Origin of the sequence: Acinetobacter gandensis (assembly GCF_001678755.1) — a bacterium.
GTDB lineage: Bacteria > Pseudomonadota > Gammaproteobacteria > Pseudomonadales > Moraxellaceae > Acinetobacter > Acinetobacter gandensis.
On sequence record NZ_LZDS01000001.1, the window covers coordinates 122,644 to 137,296 of the forward strand.

15 protein-coding genes, 2 tRNA genes and 1 pseudogene are annotated in these 14,653 nt (G+C 40.5%); 9 read left to right on the forward strand and 9 right to left on the reverse strand.

The features are described from left to right. Positions 1 to 59: 59 nt before the first annotated feature. Positions 60 to 608 (reverse strand): helix-turn-helix domain-containing protein, encoded by a 549-nt coding sequence (locus tag A9J31_RS00585; RefSeq protein ID WP_067761488.1) that lies wholly within the window; start codon positions 606 to 608, stop codon positions 60 to 62. 90 nt (positions 609 to 698) lie between these two features. On the opposite strand from A9J31_RS00585, the gene A9J31_RS00590 reads away from it, so the two are divergent. Continuing rightward, on the forward strand, positions 699 to 1,580 hold the full coding sequence (locus A9J31_RS00590) for a DMT family transporter (protein WP_067761490.1): 882 nt from the start codon (positions 699 to 701) through the stop codon (positions 1,578 to 1,580). 70 nt (positions 1,581 to 1,650) lie between these two features. Here the strand turns inward: A9J31_RS00590 and A9J31_RS00595 are convergent, their stop codons facing one another. The 3 genes from A9J31_RS00595 to A9J31_RS00605 are packed head-to-tail and all read right to left on the reverse strand — an operon-like array spanning position 1,651 to position 3,685. Continuing rightward, positions 1,651 to 2,043: a DUF4870 family protein gene (locus A9J31_RS00595; protein WP_067761492.1), complete on the reverse strand. Its 393-nt coding sequence runs from the start codon at positions 2,041 to 2,043 to the stop codon at positions 1,651 to 1,653. Between the two features lie 38 nt (positions 2,044 to 2,081). Beyond that, positions 2,082 to 2,708: a DUF1294 domain-containing protein gene (locus A9J31_RS00600; RefSeq protein WP_067761494.1), complete on the reverse strand. Its 627-nt coding sequence runs from the start codon at positions 2,706 to 2,708 to the stop codon at positions 2,082 to 2,084. 26 nt (positions 2,709 to 2,734) lie between these two features. Next, positions 2,735 to 3,685, reverse strand: a complete 951-nt coding sequence (locus A9J31_RS00605) for a homoserine kinase (protein ID WP_067761496.1) — start codon at positions 3,683 to 3,685, stop codon at positions 2,735 to 2,737. A gap of 113 nt (positions 3,686 to 3,798) precedes the next feature. Here A9J31_RS00605 and hisF point away from each other — a divergent pair, with 113 nt between their 5' ends. Then, entirely contained in the window at positions 3,799 to 4,557 is a 759-nt protein-coding gene (hisF, locus tag A9J31_RS00610; RefSeq protein WP_067761500.1) for an imidazole glycerol phosphate synthase subunit HisF, read from the forward strand. A 61-nt stretch (positions 4,558 to 4,618) separates the two neighbouring features. Continuing rightward, positions 4,619 to 5,077, forward strand: a complete 459-nt coding sequence (locus tag A9J31_RS15745; protein ID WP_067761501.1) for a hypothetical protein — start codon at positions 4,619 to 4,621, stop codon at positions 5,075 to 5,077. A gap of 256 nt (positions 5,078 to 5,333) precedes the next feature. Here A9J31_RS15745 and A9J31_RS00620 read toward each other — a convergent pair whose 3' ends face one another. Next, complete coding sequence (locus tag A9J31_RS00620; protein ID WP_067761824.1) at positions 5,334 to 5,963, reverse strand: hypothetical protein; 630 nt, start codon at positions 5,961 to 5,963, stop codon at positions 5,334 to 5,336. A gap of 111 nt (positions 5,964 to 6,074) precedes the next feature. Between A9J31_RS00620 and A9J31_RS00625 the strand changes: the two genes are divergently transcribed. Continuing rightward, positions 6,075 to 7,088 (forward strand): AraC family transcriptional regulator, encoded by a 1,014-nt coding sequence (locus A9J31_RS00625; protein WP_067761503.1) that lies wholly within the window; start codon positions 6,075 to 6,077, stop codon positions 7,086 to 7,088. A 156-nt stretch (positions 7,089 to 7,244) separates the two neighbouring features. Beyond that, positions 7,245 to 7,931, forward strand: a pseudogene (gene aqpZ, locus A9J31_RS00630) (aquaporin Z). A gap of 100 nt (positions 7,932 to 8,031) precedes the next feature. Here the strand turns inward: aqpZ and A9J31_RS00635 are convergent. Then, on the reverse strand, positions 8,032 to 8,280 hold the full coding sequence (locus tag A9J31_RS00635) for a hypothetical protein (protein ID WP_067761505.1): 249 nt from the start codon (positions 8,278 to 8,280) through the stop codon (positions 8,032 to 8,034). 158 nt (positions 8,281 to 8,438) lie between these two features. Then, positions 8,439 to 9,530, reverse strand: coding sequence for a DNA/RNA non-specific endonuclease (locus A9J31_RS00640; RefSeq protein WP_067761507.1), 1,092 nt, complete (start codon positions 9,528 to 9,530; stop codon positions 8,439 to 8,441). A gap of 264 nt (positions 9,531 to 9,794) precedes the next feature. Between A9J31_RS00640 and A9J31_RS00645 the strand changes: the two genes are divergently transcribed. Next, positions 9,795 to 10,544 carry a hypothetical protein gene (locus tag A9J31_RS00645; protein WP_067761509.1) on the forward strand — a complete coding sequence of 250 codons (750 nt, stop codon included), beginning with the start codon at positions 9,795 to 9,797 and terminating at the stop codon, positions 10,542 to 10,544. 158 nt (positions 10,545 to 10,702) lie between these two features. On the opposite strand, the gene A9J31_RS00650 is transcribed toward A9J31_RS00645, so the two are convergent. Next, positions 10,703 to 12,583, reverse strand: a complete 1,881-nt coding sequence (locus A9J31_RS00650) for a potassium transporter Kup (RefSeq protein ID WP_067761512.1) — start codon at positions 12,581 to 12,583, stop codon at positions 10,703 to 10,705. A gap of 122 nt (positions 12,584 to 12,705) precedes the next feature. Here A9J31_RS00650 and A9J31_RS00655 point away from each other — a divergent pair. The 3 genes from A9J31_RS00655 (at position 12,706) to A9J31_RS00665 (ending at position 13,770) form a co-directional block, all read left to right on the forward strand. Next, a tRNA-Ser gene (locus A9J31_RS00655) sits at positions 12,706 to 12,796 on the forward strand. 458 nt (positions 12,797 to 13,254) lie between these two features. Then, on the forward strand, positions 13,255 to 13,482 hold the full coding sequence (locus A9J31_RS00660) for a hypothetical protein (RefSeq protein ID WP_067761514.1): 228 nt from the start codon (positions 13,255 to 13,257) through the stop codon (positions 13,480 to 13,482). Positions 13,483 to 13,694: 212 nt separating this feature from the next. Then, positions 13,695 to 13,770 (forward strand) — tRNA-Thr (locus A9J31_RS00665). 55 nt (positions 13,771 to 13,825) lie between these two features. Here the strand turns inward: A9J31_RS00665 and A9J31_RS00670 are convergent. After that, complete coding sequence (locus tag A9J31_RS00670) at positions 13,826 to 14,653, reverse strand: SAM-dependent methyltransferase (protein ID WP_067761516.1); 828 nt, start codon at positions 14,651 to 14,653, stop codon at positions 13,826 to 13,828.

Consider the following 14,653-nt stretch of genomic DNA (forward strand, 5'->3'; position numbering starts at 1 on the left):
TTTTGACCTCTTTTTTATGCCAATAATTTAACTTTATACTCAATTTGAATGGCTTAGGCTTAATTCACGCAATTTCGCATAAAACGTACGACGGTCGAACCTGAATTGATATAACGATAATTTACATCACTGGCATAGACGTGACTTTGACCTGCACTGAATGTGACAGGTTGATTATTGAGATCCAAGGTTAATTGACCTTCAATCACAAAGATCATTTCATGCCAACCAGCCGGATCAGGTTCAGCACAATAAATTTCATTGGGTGCTAAAGACCATTCCCACATTTCTACATGCTGTTTAGCCTGACAGCTCGATAGAATTTTGGCATAACTCTGACTGGTTTGCCCTTGCCAAAGTTGCTCATGGATCCTTTCAGCAGGTTGTTCGGCAGCACGAACCAAGTCCACAAAACTGACTTCTAACGCATCTGCCAGCCAACCCAACTTCGCCAAACTAATATTGTCCTGACCCGACTCTAAACCTGCGATGGTACGTCGGCTCACGCCGGACAAATCAGCCAATTGTTGCTGCGTAAGATTCTTAGCATCTCGGTAATGTTTTAAATTAGATGCAACATGCTTTAGCACATGCGTTGAATTGGTCATCGGATCAATCTTTATGAGAATTGTGCAATATATTGCACATTTAATAAAAATAAGACAATATGTGCCTTAAATTTTTATCAGCTTTTCACTATGTTTCCCGCCACGCTCTCACAGAAAGCACCACAAATTGCGCTCATTTTAATTACTGTCATATGGGGTGCGAGCTTTATTACGGTTCAATATGGCTTAAATTTTAGTAGCCCAGTCTTGTTTGTTGGGCTGCGATTTGCTGCTGCCACGATTGCGGTGAGCCTGCTTTCCTTAAAATATCTGAAGCATTTTTCTAAACAGGATTTGATTGCTGGAGCGAGCATTGGTGCTGTTATTGCCATCGGCTATGCCACACAAACTGTAGGTTTACAGACGATTAGCAGTAGTGAATCAGCTTTTTTGACCGCGCTATATGTCCCTTTAGTACCATTTTTTATGTGGCTTTGTTTTAAAAACACCCCACATTTAATGACGTGGTTAGGTGCAAGCTGTGCTTTCGTCGGTTTAGTGTTTTTAACGGGTAATGGCTTTGGCGCACTCCATTTAAGTTTTGGCCAACTGATTACCCTATTCGGCTCAATTGCGATAGCATTTGAAATCATCTTGATCAGTTACTTTGCAAATCGTGTGAACCTACGCCGCGTAACCGTCTTGCAATTGGCATTTGCCTCTCTATTTTGTTTTTGCTTTGCCCCGATGATTGGTGAAACCACATTACCCGTTTTTGAATGGAAGTTAATCGCGGTTTTATGTGCTTTAGGACTAGCGAGTGCAGTTATTCAATTGGTCATGAACTGGGCGCAGCGCATAGTTGATCCTGCTCAAGCTGCGATTATTTATGCCGGTGAACCCGTTTGGGCTGCCATGATTGGACGGATTGCCGGTGAACGCTTAACTCCTTTGGCTTTACTTGGTGGCTTGTTTGTAGTGTTCGGCGTGATAGTTAGTGAATGGCGACCTAAGTGGTTAAAGCGTAAGTAGCTCAAATCTCTCACCTTTAAAATGAAAAAAGCGGCCCATCAGCCGCTTTTTTTGAATATACCGAAATTTTTTAATCATACATTGGACGGTTATCATTCACACGAATTAAACCTTTAATGGCACGGTAGACAATCCAAATCCATGACAAGCCAATCACCGCAACACAGAATGTACTCGCTCCTAAAGCAACACCAGCAAAGGCGTTGGCATTATTGCCGGTAAAGAATAGGAAAATAAATGGTACAAAAGCAATAATGTTCCAAATCAGATACCACCAAAACGTACGAATTTGCCAAGTAAAATGACTTTCAAAAATTGAACCACGGACATCACTACGTTTCACATAGTTAATAATCAATGCCAAAATAGCCAATAGCCCAGCAGAAAAAATCGCAACAATATAAAGAATGTACAAAATAATAGTTAATAGGCGGTTTGGATCTTTATCAATGGAATAGTTCATTTGACTCCCCGTCATTTTATTTTTAAGTCCATTTCACCTTAAATATGTAGCAAGTTAAAAGGTGAAATCAGCCATAAAATCAGTAATATATTAAAGACTATGGTACAGAAATAAATTTTACGAAACGGTTGTTTTTGTGTTTTATGTCGCAAACGTTGCTGCGCCAACCAGGCCGCAGGCCAGCCACCTAAAAATGAAAGGATGTGTAAGGTATTTTCTGGAACACGTCGGTTCCCCAACTGTGCAGCCTCTTTGTCTTGCGCATAAAACCAGTAACTAAGCGCATTCATAATACTGATGAATAACAGCACCATGCCACTGAGCACACCTGCAACACATAAGCCAGCCAGTGCCAAAATATAGATAACACAGACAATTTGCATCGGCGCAGCTTTACGCGGCATGTTGACGATATTTTTTTTCTGCGGACGTCGACTTGGCTGTGTTTGTGATGCCTTTAAATAATGCACTTGCTGTGCACGAAAGCGTCCACGCTCATCTAAAATCACCACGTAGTCCAAGGCACAGCCCACAATAGGACGTGGCCCTGGACGGGAAAAGTCTTTGATATGCAAAAATACGCGATCTTTGGTGCTGTCGTTGGGTTGAATAAAACCATAGCCTTTATCATCAAACCACTCTACTAAGCGCCCCTGATCACGCATACTTTTCCCTCACGTTATTTTTAAGTTTAAGCAGTTACAAATTTTAGTCGTTCAATCAACATATTACGCATTTCATCTGGGTTTTTCTGCAAAATATCATTTCCAGTACGCCCTTGCGCTGCATTTTTCTGTGCCACTTGTAAACGCATCATCCAGAAACGGCCTGCGGCCATCGCCAGATATAACTCAAGACATGACTTTTCATCTGCTGTTAATGGACGCACTGTTTCATAGGCATTTAAAAAGGCAATGGCTTTTTCTTCATTCAAATGTACATCTGGATATTCAGTACAGAAGTCATTTAAGGTAATGGCAATATCAAACAGCAACTCATCTTTGTTTAGTTCGTAAAAGTCTAAAATACCGTTGAGTTGATCACCGTCAAATAAAGTGTTGTCGCGGAACAAGTCAGAATGGATAAAACCTTTCGGACGGTTTGGATACATGGCTGTGAGCACATCATACAAACCTAAAAGATTATTCAACAACATGGTATCGGCGTCGTTCAAGCTTGGACGAATATCTCGTGATACCTGTAACCAATAGGCATGATCCCGATATTCAGCACGTTCTAAAGGAAAGTCTTGTAATGCCACATGCATTTTCGCTTGTGCAACTGCAATCGCTTCAGCTTGTGCCAACGTTGCTGGCATCGGGTGTTGACCCTGCATACGCGGCGCAATCTGAGCCGGTTTATCTTTTAAGCTATGAATCGCTTTACCTGAATGACTCAATGGCACAGGTACGGCTAAACCGGCTTGCCCCAAGTGCTCAAGTACCGGCACCAACTCGCCTGCACCCTGCTCATCCATTTCTTCAAACACGGTTAAAACATACTGACTGCCATTTTTACAGACAATAAAATAGTTGGTATTTTGAATACCCCCTTGAATCGGAATCAGGTCAATCACCTCCAATTGATAAGGCGCTGCAAAATCCTGAACTTCCTTTAAAGTCAAAGTGGTATAAACCGACATAGAAAACCTGCGAAAAAACTTACATATTTTTGATAGAATAACCGCTCCGACTACTAAGGTGTAGCATCTAAGTCGCGAAGTTTCATAATCGGCTGTTATTTTTGGAAAAAATTATGCTTGCTAAACGTATTATTCCTTGCCTCGACGTAGACAACGGTCGTGTAGTGAAAGGTGTTCAATTTCTTGATATTCGTGATGCAGGCGATCCAGTAGAAGTTGCTCGTCGATATAATGAACAAGGTGCAGATGAAATCACCTTCTTAGACATTACTGCTACTTCAAATGGCCGTGATACCACTTACCGTACGGTTGAGCGTATGGCGGAATCTGTGTTCGTTCCACTGACTGTCGGTGGCGGTGTCCGTAAAGTTGAAGATATCCGTTTATTGCTAAATGCTGGTGCGGACAAAGTGAGCATTAACTCTGCCGCTATTTATAACCCAGAATTCGTACAAGAAGCATCTCAACGTTTTGGTGCGCAGTGTATTGTGGTTGCCATTGATGCCAAGAAAACGGCTGAAAATAAATGGGAAATCTTTACCCATGGTGGCCGTAAAGAAACAGGTATTGATGCTATTGAGTGGGCTATAAAAATGGCTGACTTCGGTGCGGGTGAATTATTAGTAACCTCAATGGACGCAGATGGTACCAAAGCGGGCTATGATCTTGAACTGATGCGTAACATCAATGACCGTGTCACCATTCCTACTATTGCCTCAGGTGGTGTGGGTAACTTGCAACATTTAGCCGATGGTATTTTAAAAGGTGGTGCAGATGCGGTTCTGGCTGCTTCAATCTTCCACTTTGGGCAACACACCATTCCAGAAGCTAAGAAATACCTTTCAGAACAAGGGATTGAAATGCGTCTTTAATTGACCCTTGCTGTAAATCTGTGTAAAAAAGAGCGTCTATACGCTCTTTTTTTGATTCATCATGTACTTAGACACTGCACTATTTCTTGCGGGCTTAGGTAGCTTGCTGTTGTTTGGCCTAGTTGCTTATGGACTTAAAATAAGCCAAAACACGCAATCTATGATCATCTTGCTGATGATCTGCGGTTTTATGTATATGTATTTATTTGGCTTAGATCAATATCTTGAGTCAAACTATCAAAAAGCATTAGATACACCTCAACAAACAACTACATGCGCTGTATTTGTTCGACAAATTCAATTCAATATTAGTCGCAAACAGCAATCTGAAACAGCATTTCAATTCAAAACAGCACATTCTGAATTTTTAGAATTTAATGGTGATCCGATCGCCTTCCAACACATTCCGCAGTTGCAATATTTACAATCGGGTCATTCTTATTGTTTTCGTTATGCAAGCGACATTCATGATTGGAATGGACGCTTAATACTCACAGAATTACACCCTTCCCCAAATTAATCATAAAAAAAAGGAGCCTCAAGGACTCCCTATAAACCAAGAAAAACTACAGCACTTGGTTCGGTACTTAAACAACTAAAAAATATACATAGCAACATCATCCGGCCAGTCGTGTCTCGCCTTCTGATACTTCAAATATAAGCAACTTTGTCTAGTAAAGATTGACAATAGATTCATATTTTATTGACAAATCACGACAGTACAGCACATGAGTGCTAATCAATTTCACGATTTTTTAAACAATACTAGAAATGATTCAAACCGTTTCAACTTTTACTGCAGTCACAGTTTTGACCTGTTTTGCTTCTACCCACTTTGCAGGGAAAATACGCTCAACCACTTTATTTAAAGGTTGAGCAAGTATTGTAGGTAAAGCAATGCCCGAAGGGTTCTGTTCTTTTAAGTCAGCTGATGAAATTACTCGCGTCCCTAAAATGTAATCAAACCAAGGCTTAGTCACACACCAATTAGCATCCTGATTTGAGTTCATATGATGATCATAATGCCACGGTATTTTGCGTTTCGCCCATTCAGGTTCCAAATGTGCGCGGCGATGAATATAGTAATAATTGCCTGCACAATACAGAACAGACAAACTCATCCCTTTTGAAACAGGATAAAATAAAGGTACAAATACACCTGCAACAGCGACCAAGGACAATATTTCATTTTTGGTTCGCCAATTACTGATCCCTTCTACATAACCATAGTCTTCAAAATCGGTCTTACGCACTTCACGATGATGTTCCCAGTGGGATTTCATACTGTTGGGTACGGGACTATAGCGTGGTTGTCCCGCACGATGGGTACCATGTAATACATATTTATGCGCAACCCACTCAAAGGCATTGGCAACCACTAATCCTGCAATAAATCCTTTCCACATGGCTTTCATCTCCTCGTCTTCTTTTGACTATAGGCAATGAAAAAGTCTAGATATTGACCATTTTTTTCAATATTATTGACAAAACACGACAAAATTTAGAATTAGAAAAACATGCAACAGCTAAAGGACTACACTGGCTCGGTCTATGGTGGGCTTGGGCATTTACTCTATGCTTACCATCAAGCCAATGGCATTGCCATTACTGAAAAATTAAAAAATATCCAAAACTTAGAACGTTTTGAATATGTAGTATGGCGTGATTTATTAATGGAATTAGATCAGCAATTAAATAAGCCTGCATTGGGTTTAGAGATTGCCGAACTGGTTCAACCCAAACATATTGGCATTATTGCCTACATTGCCTTGTCATGTGAAAATCTCGGCGAAGCCATGTTGCGCTATCACGATTTTCACCGTTTGATTTTTGATGGTAGCCCTTTGCAGGTCGAGGTTCAAAATGATTATTTCTCTATTGGTTGGAATGATCTGCCTTTAAATATGGCCAATCAATTAACCGACGAAGTCGCCATTGCCCTCATGCTGCAATTTTTAAAACACTTCATGAGCTTTGAAGACATTTGTTTGCATGAAGTTCATTTTCATAATCCTGCACCTAAAAATGTCGCACAATATGAACAATATTTTCGCTGCAAGGTTCGCTTTTCCCAAGAAAAGTCCAAAGTCATTTTACCGATTCAAGAGCTTTCTCGCCCCTTTGCTCAAGGCGATCAGACCTTACAAAAGTTGCTGATGCAACAAGCTCAATCGCTGTTAGAAAAACTGCCGAATACCACGCAAATTGACCAACGTTTGCAGCAAGCCATATTAATGGGCTTACAAAAAAACTTATTTCAAATTGAACATATTGCACTACAACTGAATTTATCTGTACGTCAATTACAACGCCATTTACAACAACAAGGCACCACCTATCAACAACGTATGCAAGAAGTTCGCTGCATGATGGCAGAAGCGTTTCTGCGTGACCCACATTTAAGCTTACAAGAAATTGCGCTACTACTCGGCTATTCAGAACAAAGCGCATTTCAACGTGCATTTAAACAATGGCGAAGCCAAACACCACAGCAATGGCGACAGCAGCAGACTAGACCGCACATGCAATAATGTGACACAGTTATCATTTTTTCATTGAGATTTAGCTAAAAATCCGTTAAACCTATGCGCATTACGTTGCGTTAGAAACAGCTGCAGCAGCTTTTTATGTTTTTAAAAACATGAGAACGAAACAAAGATAAATGACAAAAACAATTGGAGTCAGCAATGAATAAATATTTAGCCGAATTAATCGGTACATTTTGGTTAGTGTTTGGTGGTTGTGGTAGTACGGTACTCGCGGCTGCATTCCCAGAACTGGGCATCGGCTTTGCAGGTGTATCCCTTGCCTTCGGTTTGACCGTGCTTACAGGTGCTTATACACTCGGTCATATCTCAGGTGGACACTTTAACCCTGCAGTCAGTATCGGCCTTTGAGCGGGTGGTCGCTTCGAAGCAAAAGAGCTTGCACCCTACATTATTTCTCAATTAATTGGTGCTACCTTAGCGGCATTTATTCTATACATTATTGTACAAGGCCAAGCAGGCTTCACAGGCGTTGGTGGCTTCGCAAGCAATGGCTTCGGTGAATTATCTCCAGGTAAATATTCAATGATGTCTGCCTTGGTGATTGAAATTGTACTGACTGCCATGTTCTTGATTGTCATTATGGGTGCAACAGATAAGCGAGCGCCTACAGGCTTTGCACCAATCGCGATTGGTCTTGCACTTACCCTCATTCACTTAATCAGTATTCCTGTGACTAACACCTCTGTGAACCCTGCACGTAGTATGGGCGTTGCATTCTTTGCAGAAACTGCTGCACTGTCTCAGGTTTGGTTATTCTGGGTTGCACCAATTGTGGGTGCTGTGATTGGTGCGGTCATTTATAAAGTGATGGCCAAAGAGTCTTAAAGTAAATTTACACTTTTTATAATGTCACGACACATCAAAAACGCTCACTTTCAGTGAGCTTTTTTTTCAATTAGGAATTCAATCTATTTAAATCTCTGACTTATAAAAATGGATTTTCCACTTCATTGTCATTTTCGCCTTGCTGTATTTTTTCAGGCAAGTCTGTCTGTGCTTCAAGAGCTGATACCACTTGATTAATAAACTGTTGTAAGGCTTTGGCCGCTTGCAAACCGGCCTGATCCTTGGTGAGTTGTAAATTACCGTAGAGGTTAATCCGGTCTTCACCATTTTCTAAGGTTAAATCATGAATCGAATGGGATTCACTGCCATTTTCATAGGGTTTAAACATCTAATTGTTGTCCTTATTATCGTGTTGCCACTTGAAATGTGCGTACCATGAAAGCGGATTAAGCCCACAGTTTTAGAAACTTGAATGTCCAATTTAGCGTTAACTTGGCATTGTATTCAAGTCTGAAGCATAAAAAGTCTGGTAGAAAATACACCGCTTTATTTCAAAATTTGCAGCAGATATTGCAATAATTCTTCAATCAACTGTTTCAAAATTGCATCTTGGCTGCTGTTGTTATTGGACGCATCACTACCCGTGTCTGAAGTTATACGGCCCCCACTCGATTTAAACTCTTTTTGCAGCGCTGTTATTTTATCGGGACTGACTTCATCGGCACACGAACTTTCAGCATCCCAATGTAAATATGCAATCTCTTGGTTCTGTTTGACTTGAGTTGCTTTCAATGGCAAACGATAGGTATTGCGCTTTTGGTCTTCAGTCAATTCAGGGAAGACATTAATACCCGTTAATTCCTCTAAGGCACAGATACTCATGATCTTGACTGTGGGAGCCGTATCTCTAAGGGTATTATCTGCATAATACACGCCAGCAACACCTTTTTTCGGCAAGTAGATGGCCTTGTAGGTTGCCGTAGGAACAATCACACCCTTACCGATCGTCTTCAGTTTTTTCGCGCTATAAACTGGCCCAGTCACAACGTAAACATCTTGCTTCTGTTTTGTGACCAATGCACGTGTTGCTTCTTCCAATTCACGCCATACTTGCTGATTATTTTTTGGCGCTTGTGGCACCATATTTGCCAATGAAAAACTATCTAATTGAGCCGCTTTGTTTGGCATATCGGCATTCGGGGCCATATGCCCACGGTCATAGCCTGTCGCTTTATAATCTGCAAGTGTCGCGCGGTATTCTGAAGGGACTCGAGTCTCTTCATGGAAATTATCTTCACGGGGAATTTTTTGGCTTAAGCGCACAGGTGTCAGTGATTCAGCGACCCAAAGCGGCGTTTTGGAAATGCCAGAATACATGACATTAAAGCCGTTAAAACACAGTGGAAAACTGTTTTTATGTAAACTGTCACGAACTAAATATGGCGGTACTTCACGATAAAACTGATCCAAACAAGCACTATTCGATGATGAAGACATCGAAACCAATTGTTGTATTTTTTCTTGTCCAAAGGCAATTGCGAAACTTCCTGTCGCCACCAACCCCAGCAGCACTTTTATGCCGTTCTGACCAAACAATTGAGACAAGGGATTTGATGAACTACTTTTCTTTTTTGCCATGGTTTACAACAATTACATCTAAAAAGGACTATTTTTCCGCAGCTTAACAAGGGTACGAATTTTAGTACACTTTTCTTTTTTAATTTGCTTAACAATTGAACAAATATTGCTTAACAAAGCAACAGTCGATGTAACGTTTTGTCGCAGTTGTACAAGCCTTTATAAGAGGTCGTTAAACAGTTCCGTATGTTTGATTGAATTTACACAGAAAAATATGACAAGGTAAAAATACGAAAAATTGCGATAAAAATATACGGAGTGATTATGCATTCTAAGATTTTAGGTTTAGGTTTGATTTCAGGTTTAATGAGTGCCGCCGCTTTTGCAGAGCCACCGATTCAACCAGGCGATACTTTAGAAAGCTTATCTAAAGTGAAAGTGGTGACCACAGTCAATGGTCAACCCGGTTCTATTGAAGAGCTAGTGGCAAGTGGTCAAATTAAACTTGCTGAAGCTGCTGACGTGACTGCATCCTCTGCTGACCAAACATTAAACCCTGATCAAGCGCAAGCAAACCAAATTGATCCGAATGCAACTGCCGTTGAACCTGCTCAAGCAGAACCAACAACAGCTGACGCCCAAAATAGTCTTCCTATAGAGGATCAGAACTTAACGGCTGTACCACAAACTGATGTAGCTCACCAAGAAGCTGCCATTGCCGCTAGTCAACAAGCTGAAGCTGTAGTCAATGAAGCGGCTCCTGAGTTAGCACAGCAACCAGCACCTGCTGCTACTGAAGCGAATGCAGCACCGATTATTGCCTCATCAGCAAATACTCCAGTAAATGCTGATGTTGAATCTGCTGCGTTACCAGAAGCTCCTCAAGCACAGCAAGATGCATTTATGGCTGCACCTGAAGCACCAAATGCAGCAACTACTGAGAGTGCAATTCAAGCTCAACCACAAACTGATGTAAGCGATGATGTCATTCAAGCGTCACCAGAAGCACCACAAGCAGATGAATCTATTCAAGCAGCACCTGAATCTGCTGATATCGATTCAACAGTGAATTAAGATCCGCTTTGATACTTTTAAAAATATTGCATTAAGCAATTTACCCTATTCATTCTGTTGCCTTGCTCGCATACTCCTCCCAGGAAAAGGCAACAGAATGAGTCCAATAAAAAAGCCAGGAAAACCTGGCTTTTTTATTACTCAAATCTAAATACAGATCAGATTTCGATTTGACTGCCTAACTCAACCACACGGTTGGTTGGAATTTGGTAGAAATCGCTGACTGGACTGGTATTACGTTGCATAGATATAAATAATTTTTCACGCCAAGGTGCCATGCCCTCGCCCAAGGTATGAATGATTCGATCACGCGAAATAAAGAAGCTAATTTGCATCAAGTCAAATTCAAAACCCAATTCCTCGTATGCGTGTTGTAATGCTGCAGGAATATTAGGTTGATCTTTAAAACCGTAATACATGGTAATGCGATAGAAGCGATCATCCAATTTTTCAGTTTGTACGCGTTCTGCTGCAGGCACATAAGGAACATCACGGGTATTTACAGTGACCATAATGTTGCGTTCATGCAGCACTTTGTTGTGCTTAATATTATGCAGCATGGCATGCGGTACAATATCTGGCGTCCCTGTTAAGAATACGGCATCACCCGGAACAAACTTGGTTTCTTCACCCATGCTTACACTACGAATGAACAAATCGATTGGTAATGCATCTTTACCTAGGCGTTTCAAGACCAATTCACGACCATCTTTCCAAGTCATTAAAATGGTAAACAATACCGCACCAATCAAGATTGGCACCCAACCACCCGCTGCAATTTTTAAAGATGTTGATGCTACGAAGATCAAATCAATCAATAAAAACGGTACTGCAAAAATAGCCACTTTCCATACCGGCCATCGCCATAAACCATATGCCAAAACCGATATCAAAATAGTACCGCATAACATTGTCATGGTCACAGCTACACCATAAGCACTGGCTAAGTTAGCACTATTTTCAAACAGCAAAATCAAAATCAGTACAGATATAAATAATGCCCAGTTAATGAAAGGCAAATAAATCTGACCACGTTCAACTTCAGACGTGTGACGTACAGTTAAGCGTGGTAAATAACGTAATTGAATCGCCTGATTGACCATTGAAAATACGCCAGTAATCACCGCCTGTGATGCAATCACCGCTGCTGCCGTTGCTAAGGCAATCATCGGATACAACGCCCACTCAGGGATGAGCATATAAAATGGATTGGCGAGTGCTTCTGGATCACGGAGTAAAAGCGCGCCTTGACCTGCATAGTTCAACAGCAAACACGGCATCACCACAATGAACCATGCCAATCGAATCGGTAAACGACCAAAATGCCCCATATCGGCATAAATAGCCTCACCACCGGTCATGGTCAAAATCACCGCACCCATTGTTAAGAACGCCACATAAGGCTGATGTACAATGAAATTAATTGCCCAATGTGGACTAATCATGGTCAAGACAAATGGCGTTTGAGAAATACTCCATAGACCAAAGCCACCAATTGATAAGAACCACAATAAGGTTAATGGGCCAAAGAATTTACCCATCGTTCCTGTACCATGGCGCTGCACAAGAAACAGACCCGCCAAAATACCAATCGATAAAGGTTGTAACCATTGATTGAACATTGGCGTTGCAATACTTAAGCCTTCGATAGCAGAAAGAACCGAAATAGCAGGTGTAATAATGCCGTCACCAAAAAACAATGATGCCCCAATAAAGCCAAGTGCAATCAAATAGATTTTTTTGTTTTCAGCAATACGTGTCGTTCGCAGATTTAAGGCCAACAGCGACATGATACCGCCTTCGCCATTGTTATCTGCACGCATGATAATGGTGACGTATTTAAAACTAATAGTCAGCATAATGCACCAGAAAATCAGGGACAGAATGCCTAGCACGGAAGCCTCGCTAATGGCTAAATGTGCTGTGAGGAAACATTGACGCAGTGCATATAATGGACTGGTACCAATGTCACCGAATACTACGCCCAAAGCTGCCAAGGTAATGGCGGGCAGTGCGGCCTTTTGTGCAGTACTTTGCATATTGTTGTCTTCAATTTAGACAGTATTTTTGCGAATCATAGCACCGGTCGTTGAGATTTTCTCTAAATCAATTGTTTCTCTTGGCAGAATTATGTTTTTTCGCTATTATCCACCGCGCATAAGGTGAAGTGTCCGAGTGGCTGAAGGAGCACGCCTGGAAAGTGTGTATACGTTTATAGCGTATCGAGGGTTCGAATCCCTCTTTCACCGCCAGTATTTAAGCTACATTCCAATGTAGTACGAAAAAGGTTTAAATCTGAATGATTTAAACCTTTTTTTATGACTAGGTATTCTTGAAAGCTGTGATTGAAAATTCATTATTATGTTCTGAGCTGAAGTTATTTTGAAAAAAATTCCGTCTAAATTATCCTTCGTACGCTTAATATTTTTCTTCATTATCTATTTCAATACATTGTTATGTCGCGTCTACTATATTTAAAAAGCGACATATATTTTTACAAATTGAAATTTTATAGCCTAAAGACAATTACTTAAGTCCATGTTAAAACAAAATTATCACACAATAAGGGAGACAATCAGACAAAATCTTAAGTACTCCTCCAACCTGTATGCATCATCGAAATGAAACGCTATTGCTTTAACCTTAACTTGATCCATCAAAACTTATAAAAAAGACTTTTCACATAAATCACTGCTATTCGGGAGAGAACATGGATAACAGCCAGAACTATGTTAAACAGATCAAGAATGCCAAACGTGGTGGCTACACCCCAACCATTGCTAAAGACATTAACAAACATAAAATTCAAAAAGCACAGCGACTGATAGACCAATGGCGCAAACTCGCCAATGAACTTCGCCCCCAGATGCAACTCGATATGGCCTATACCCTTGAGGAATGTGCGCAAGATTTAGATCAGATATTAAGAATGAAATAATACTGTTCTATTTTAATAATTCTTTTATATGCCCACTTCACCGTGGGCAATTCATTAAAACAGCTTTTTTAAATTCGCAGATCACCCTTTTAAATTTCGAAACTGTGAAAGGCTACCACCTAGCTTTCCTAAAGAAAGCTGTAAATAAAAAACTATTTGATTATTTTTTGGCTTGCGTGCAGTTCAAAAATCTGTAGAATGCATTCCACAACGCCGGCATAGCTCAGTTGGTAGAGCAACTGACTTGTAATCAGTAGGTCCACAGTTCGAATCCGTGTGCCGGCACCATTTCTTAGCCTCGCTTTTTAAGTGAGGCTTTGATGTTTCTAGAGCTTGTATTTTCTTATTCAGGCTTGCTCAAACTGATTTGTACATAACGTACTAATCCATCCTCATACAGTTTTTTACATAGTTTTGCCGTCATCTGAATCTTTAGTTGATCCAAACTTACTGTCGATGCATTTTCCTGTTGTTCAATATAAGCTGCAAATCCAGCCAAAACCTCTGCACTTAAATCTTCAATATTTAGCACTTCAAAACCAGATTGTTGGATTTGTGCTGTCAATTTTTGTTTTGAATTTAAATGTTTTAAATTCACATCAGCAGCTTTTAACAAACTTTGATATTTCAGTTTTTGAAATGAATTTAAATTCAAAAACGGATCAGACAACATTAAATAATGAAACGCAAAGCGCCCTTTTGAATTCAAAACCTTAAATACAGATAAAAGCAATGAATTCAGATCGCTATGATATGCAGCATCAATGCAAAGCACTGCATCCATACATGGCTGGGAATAAATATTTTTTAAATTCAAAAAAGATTCTGTCTGTATTTTTACTTTTGAATTTAAATTTTTTTTAATTTTTTCCACGCACGCGGACTGTAATTCTACTGCGGATAAGTTTTGAATTTGAAAATGTTCTAGCCAAAAAATAAGACTTGCTCCCTGTCCACAACCTAGGTCGAGCAGCGCGTCTTTTGAATCAAGTTGAATCGATTGTGCGAGGTGTTTTGCCAGTTGCTGACAAGCGTGCGGATAGGCGGAAGTTGCATCCGCCCAGTAGCCTAAATTGCTCCAAGCCAGCTCCGCTTCATCCCCAAGTAAGTGACTATTAATCGCATATTTATGTTGGGGAAGCTTTTGCTGAATTGCTTGAAGCCATTTCAT

Bases quoted from the DNA above. Each gene is read 5' to 3' on its own strand.
- A9J31_RS00640 (WP_067761507.1), bottom strand. From the start codon at position 9,530: ATGGCAAAAAAGAAAAGTAGTTCATCAAATCCCTTGTCTCAATTGTTT.
- A9J31_RS00625 (WP_067761503.1), top strand. From the start codon at position 6,075: ATGCAACAGCTAAAGGACTACACTGGCTCGGTCTATGGTGGGCTTGGG.
- A9J31_RS00600 (WP_067761494.1), bottom strand. From the start codon at position 2,708: ATGCGTGATCAGGGGCGCTTAGTAGAGTGGTTTGATGATAAAGGCTAT.
- A9J31_RS00585 (WP_067761488.1), bottom strand. From the start codon at position 608: ATGACCAATTCAACGCATGTGCTAAAGCATGTTGCATCTAATTTAAAA.
- A9J31_RS00620 (WP_067761824.1), bottom strand. From the start codon at position 5,963: ATGTGGAAAGGATTTATTGCAGGATTAGTGGTTGCCAATGCCTTTGAG.
- A9J31_RS00605 (WP_067761496.1), bottom strand. From the start codon at position 3,685: ATGTCGGTTTATACCACTTTGACTTTAAAGGAAGTTCAGGATTTTGCA.
- hisF (WP_067761500.1), top strand. From the start codon at position 3,799: ATGCTTGCTAAACGTATTATTCCTTGCCTCGACGTAGACAACGGTCGT.
- A9J31_RS15745 (WP_067761501.1), top strand. From the start codon at position 4,619: ATGTACTTAGACACTGCACTATTTCTTGCGGGCTTAGGTAGCTTGCTG.
- A9J31_RS00645 (WP_067761509.1), top strand. From the start codon at position 9,795: ATGCATTCTAAGATTTTAGGTTTAGGTTTGATTTCAGGTTTAATGAGT.
- A9J31_RS00590 (WP_067761490.1), top strand. From the start codon at position 699: ATGTTTCCCGCCACGCTCTCACAGAAAGCACCACAAATTGCGCTCATT.
- A9J31_RS00635 (WP_067761505.1), bottom strand. From the start codon at position 8,280: ATGTTTAAACCCTATGAAAATGGCAGTGAATCCCATTCGATTCATGAT.
- A9J31_RS00650 (WP_067761512.1), bottom strand. From the start codon at position 12,583: ATGCAAAGTACTGCACAAAAGGCCGCACTGCCCGCCATTACCTTGGCA.
- A9J31_RS00595 (WP_067761492.1), bottom strand. From the start codon at position 2,043: ATGAACTATTCCATTGATAAAGATCCAAACCGCCTATTAACTATTATT.
- A9J31_RS00670 (WP_067761516.1), bottom strand. From the start codon at position 14,653: ATGAAATGGCTTCAAGCAATTCAGCAAAAGCTTCCCCAACATAAATAT.
- A9J31_RS00660 (WP_067761514.1), top strand. From the start codon at position 13,255: ATGGATAACAGCCAGAACTATGTTAAACAGATCAAGAATGCCAAACGT.